Genomic DNA, 4,889 nt, shown 5'->3' with positions numbered 1-4,889 from the left:
AAAAAGTGGAACGAAGATTTTGTAAATATAGAGTTAAGTTTGAATGAGGATATTTTTAATAATATAGATGGCAAATCATTGGATGAACAACAACGTAGGGCGGTTGTTGTAGATGAAATGAATAATTTAGTTTTAGCTGGAGCGGGAAGTGGAAAAACTCTCACTATTTCAGCTAAGGTTAAGTATTTAGTTGATAGGAAGAATGTAAAACCCGATGAAATTTTACTAATTTCATTTACCAGAAAAGCTGCAGAAGAAATGAGGGAAAGAATAGCTGATAAGTTGGATATAGAAATTGAATCTATGACTTTTCACAAGTTAGGTCTAGATATAATAACTAGGTATATAAAGGCTAGGCCTGAAGTATCTGATAATTTGAGTAAAGTAATTAATATATATTTTAAGAAAAATATATACAAAGATAATAAACAATTGAATTTATTATTAAGCCTTTTTGGTTATTACCTACATATCCCTAAAGATCTGAGTGAGTTTAAAAATCTAGGGGAAAGCTATGATTTTTATAAAAGTATAGATTTAGAGACTATGAGAAGTAAGGTTGATAGGAGAAAGGAAATCAGAGATGAAATAAAAAGGCAGAAACAAGATAAGCAAACAATACAAGGTGAAATAGTAAAGAGCTTAGAAGAATTAATGATTGCTAATTTCTTATTTTTAAATGGAATAGACTATATTTATGAATATAAGTATCCTTATGAGCAGCAAAATAAATATAGAAAAAAATATAGGCCAGATTTTTATCTACCAGAATATGATATTTATATTGAACATTTTGGTATTTCGGAGGATGGCAGGACACCATGGTTAAGCAAAATTGAAGAAAAGAAATACTTAAAAGGAATGTCATGGAAAAGGCTAGAGCATAAAAGGCATGGAACAAAATTATTAGAGACATATTCTTATTATAATAAAAAAGGTATTTTACTTTCAGAATTAGAAAGAATATTGAAGCGGGAAGGAGTAGAGTTTGGGGAAATCAATGCTAGTGATTTGTATAAAGAGATAATTGATAGTAAAGAAAACAGGTATTTTGAGGAGTTTATTAAACTTGTAAGTTCTTTTATCCAGTTATTTAAATCTAATGGATATGGAGAGAATGAATTTGATGAATTAAAAGAAAAAGTAAATGTAATAGATAATAAATTTTTGGTTCAAAGAAGCAATTTGTTCTTAGATATAGTTAAACCAATATATACAGGATATGAAGGGTATCTAAGAGAAAATGGATTGATAGATTTTAATGATATGATTAATAAGGCTACGGATATAGTGAAAGATGGATACTTGATGTTTGACTATAAATATATAATCATTGATGAGTATCAGGATATATCTATGAATAGATATAAGTTAATAAAGGCTATTAGAGATAGGACTAATGCAAAGGTTATGTGTGTAGGAGATGATTGGCAATCTATATATAGGTTTGCTGGTAGTGATATAAATTTATTTACGAATTTTGAAAAGTATTTTGGATATCATGAATTATTAAGGATTGAAAAGACATATAGGAATTCTCAAGAATTAATTGATATTGCTGGTAATTTCGTGATGAAAAATCCAAATCAATTAAGAAAGAATCTAAAATCGGATAAAAGGAATAGTAATCCCATAAGAATAATTAATTATGCTTTTGATATTTATGGTACCTTAAAGAAAGTTATTGATGAGATAATTTATTTGTATGGAGAAAATACTAAAATAACCGTATTAGGAAGGAATAGATTTGATATAGATTTTTTGAAAGACAGTAAGAAAAATTCAGACATGAAATTAAGGTTAATTGAATCAGGCAATGATAAGATTATTAAATATAAGGGTTATCCTGAATTGCAGATTAATTATTTGACAGTTCACCGTTCAAAGGGGTTGGAGGCAGATAATATAATAGTTATTAATCTGGAAAATAAGTTAGTAGGTTTTCCTAACAAAATATCGGACGATCCGGTGTTATCATTAGTATTAACTGATTCAGATGATTTTGAATTTGCAGAGGAAAGAAGGTTGTTTTATGTTGCGTTGACTAGGACTAAGAACACTACATATTTATTAGCTCCAGATTATAAGCAGTCAGTTTTTGTGGAAGAATTAATGGAAGAGTTTGATATAAAGTGTGAGTATTCGAATGAGACAAATTCTATAATAGAAAATCCTAATTGCCCAAAATGTCAAAAGGGCTATCTATTGGTGAGAAAAAATAATAGAAATGGAAGTGAATTTTTGGGATGCAGCAATTATCCATTATGCGATTATCAATCGAAGTATTTAGAAATTATGGATAGCCAAATAGAGTGTAATAGCTGTGGCGGATATATGGTTAAAAGAGAGAGTAGATATGGGGAGTTTTATGGCTGTACTAATTATCCTTATTGCCAGAATAAATTAAGTATTGAGGGAGACTTTTCGGATATAGATTATGGTAGATTCCACGAAAATAATTTTAACTCATATCAGGACAATATTAAGATTGATGAAGAAAAGTATGGAATTGATATAGGCACACGAAGTTTTGATGAGCTTCCATTTGATGATTGTTATGTTATTAATGATTATCAGGAGGAGTATTTAGATGATATAGAATATGAGATTGAATATGACAGAAAGGTAGATGAATTCTATTATAATCAAGTAGATTTTCAGACTAGAGAATATGAGTATAATGCATTATCCAGAAAAGATTATTACTATCAACCGGTGAATCGTAAACAAAGTAAATTAGATATAATAAAGAAAAAATCAGATTATAAGGTAAAAAGAGGCCAATATGACGAAGAGGCTATAATCTTTAATAAGATGATAATAAAAGAAGGATGCATGGAAGTTAAATATTATTTTAGGTTAGCGGAGTGCTATAGAAAGTTAAATAAAATGTCAGAGGCTTTAAAGGTCTATGAAGATATCCTACAAATTGATAAAGATAATAAGATTGCTTTGTATAATATAAAGAGATTAAGGGATAAATTTGGCTAGAAGGGAGGAAGTGCTAGTAAGCCTTTAAACGATATGGTTAAAAAAGATGGATTAAAGGGTTGGTTGATGGATGGATTTTGTATGGGGGATAGTTGCAATAATTTTAGCTATTATTATTTTATCTATGAGAAATAGTGAAAAGAAGTGGATAGCTTTTATAGGATGGTTACTATTTATTTTAGCCAAAATTTATAGGAACTAAGGTTTGTTTGGGCTAGATTCAGATCTAAATTTTTCATATTAGGTGAGTTCTAATAAATATATGGCGAAGAACCCATATTCTAGCAACAATGTATAGGACAATCCTCTAAGCTGCTTTCTAACAAAAGATTTAAGTCATGGCCATATGATACATTAAAAGATCATAAACCTTCTTAGAAAATTTGTATAGGCTAATGAATTGAACTAGGGATTTCACTTACTAAAAGAGGACAAGTTCTGTTATAATATGTATAAAATAGATAATAAAAAATATAAAGAGGATTAATTTATAAAAAGAGAGATATTAGTGGATATAAAAAATTAAATAAATTTTATGTGGTAGTACAATTATTATCTACGTTAATTTTAGTATTGGTAAGATTTAAACTAAGGCCTATTTTATCCATTAGAATTAGGTGGTATATGGTAATCTACATATTATCTGTTTTTTTATCCATGAGGTACTTCATGGGATAGGGTTTAAGTTTATAGGAAGGGCGAAATGGAAAGATATAAGGATTGGATTTCATAGAAAACTTCTGGCACCTTATTGTAGTTGTAGGGGTTTGATAATGAGTAGAAGGCAATATATAGGAATTATGTTGTTACCTAATATTATATTAAGTTTAGTAATATTAATCATTATAGTCAATAGTTATAATTTATTTTGGGGTTTCATTGCAGGGTATGTTTTAGGAAGTGGAGCAGGAGATTATTATATGGCAATTAAGATATTGAAGTTTTCAGAAGAGGTTAGATTTGAAGATCATTCGGCAGAGGCTGGTTTTTATGTATATTATTAGAGGTGATAGGGGTGAAATAAATGAAAAAAAGAGTTATGGGGAGTAAAAGGTACTTGTTGGAGATCTTAAAGGATAATACGGGTGCAAAAATATTTAGTGGGAAATCTGCCATAGTATTTTTAGTTCTTATGGGAATGCTTACTGCTATAGATTTATTTCGGGGGAATAGTGAATCGTTATATCAATATTTTTTGCCCACCTTAGGAATATCTATATTATTAACATTGGCATCAATCTTGTTAACTTTTGTATCACATTCGATTAATAAATATAAAAATAAGAAATAGATCTATTAAAAATATTTGAATTATATAAGGGGGCTAAATAACAAGTGAAGATCCAGGAGTTTATCTAACCGAAAATCAAAGGAAAACGGAGTTGAAATTTTACGCTAAAAGATTAGTTGACTTTATAAGGATTTTAGGAAGTTAAGTGAAGAAGAAAAGGAATATGGAATTAAAATATTGGATAGAATTTATGGATGTGAATTAGTTAATTTAAATAACACGTTGGGAGAGTATATGGAGTAAGTAAAATAATGTCCTTTTGATGTTAGTGTAAAGGTCTGTACTATCCTGAACCATTACAGCTAAAATTTATTAACTGGAAGTTAGGGATATAGGTGGAAATTATGTTACTATTAAGAATAGTTATATAAATATATGTATAAACGATAGTAAAAATAAAGACATAAGTTAATATAATTATGATAAAGCTCAAAAAATGCTAGGGGTATAATATGAGATTGAAATTATAATTTTTAATATAGGCTATAGAAAGGATATTCATAAGTAAACTATTAAGCCCCCTAACCTATTTGGACAATCGCACACTAATTTAGTAAAATAAAAATTAATGGGAGGTTGTCTAAATTGAGGGGTAAAGGTAAAAGAT

At 28.6% G+C, this 4,889-nt stretch carries 4 protein-coding genes; all 4 read left to right on the top strand.

Annotated features, from left to right (window positions below; translation table 11 throughout):
* Positions 1 to 2,991, top strand: a 2,991-nt coding sequence (locus tag C3E89_RS09460; RefSeq protein WP_236912404.1) for a UvrD-helicase domain-containing protein, incomplete at its 5' end; no start/stop codon positions are given.
* Positions 2,992 to 3,061: 70 nt separating this feature from the next.
* Positions 3,062 to 3,193 (top strand): hypothetical protein, encoded by a 132-nt coding sequence (locus tag C3E89_RS13325; protein ID WP_272876602.1) that lies wholly within the window; start codon positions 3,062 to 3,064, stop codon positions 3,191 to 3,193.
* Between the two features lie 415 nt (positions 3,194 to 3,608).
* Positions 3,609 to 3,995, top strand: a complete 387-nt coding sequence (locus tag C3E89_RS09455; protein WP_236912402.1) for a DUF3267 domain-containing protein — start codon at positions 3,609 to 3,611, stop codon at positions 3,993 to 3,995.
* A 20-nt stretch (positions 3,996 to 4,015) separates the two neighbouring features.
* Entirely contained in the window at positions 4,016 to 4,282 is a 267-nt protein-coding gene (locus tag C3E89_RS09450) for a hypothetical protein (protein ID WP_236912400.1), read from the top strand.
* Positions 4,283 to 4,889 lie beyond the last annotated feature (607 nt).

Source organism: Clostridium sp. Cult1, from assembly GCF_021655095.1.
In the GTDB taxonomy this organism is placed as follows: Bacteria; Bacillota; Clostridia; order Tissierellales; family Tepidimicrobiaceae; genus Schnuerera.
This window is presented reverse-complemented; position numbering and strand designations above follow the sequence as displayed.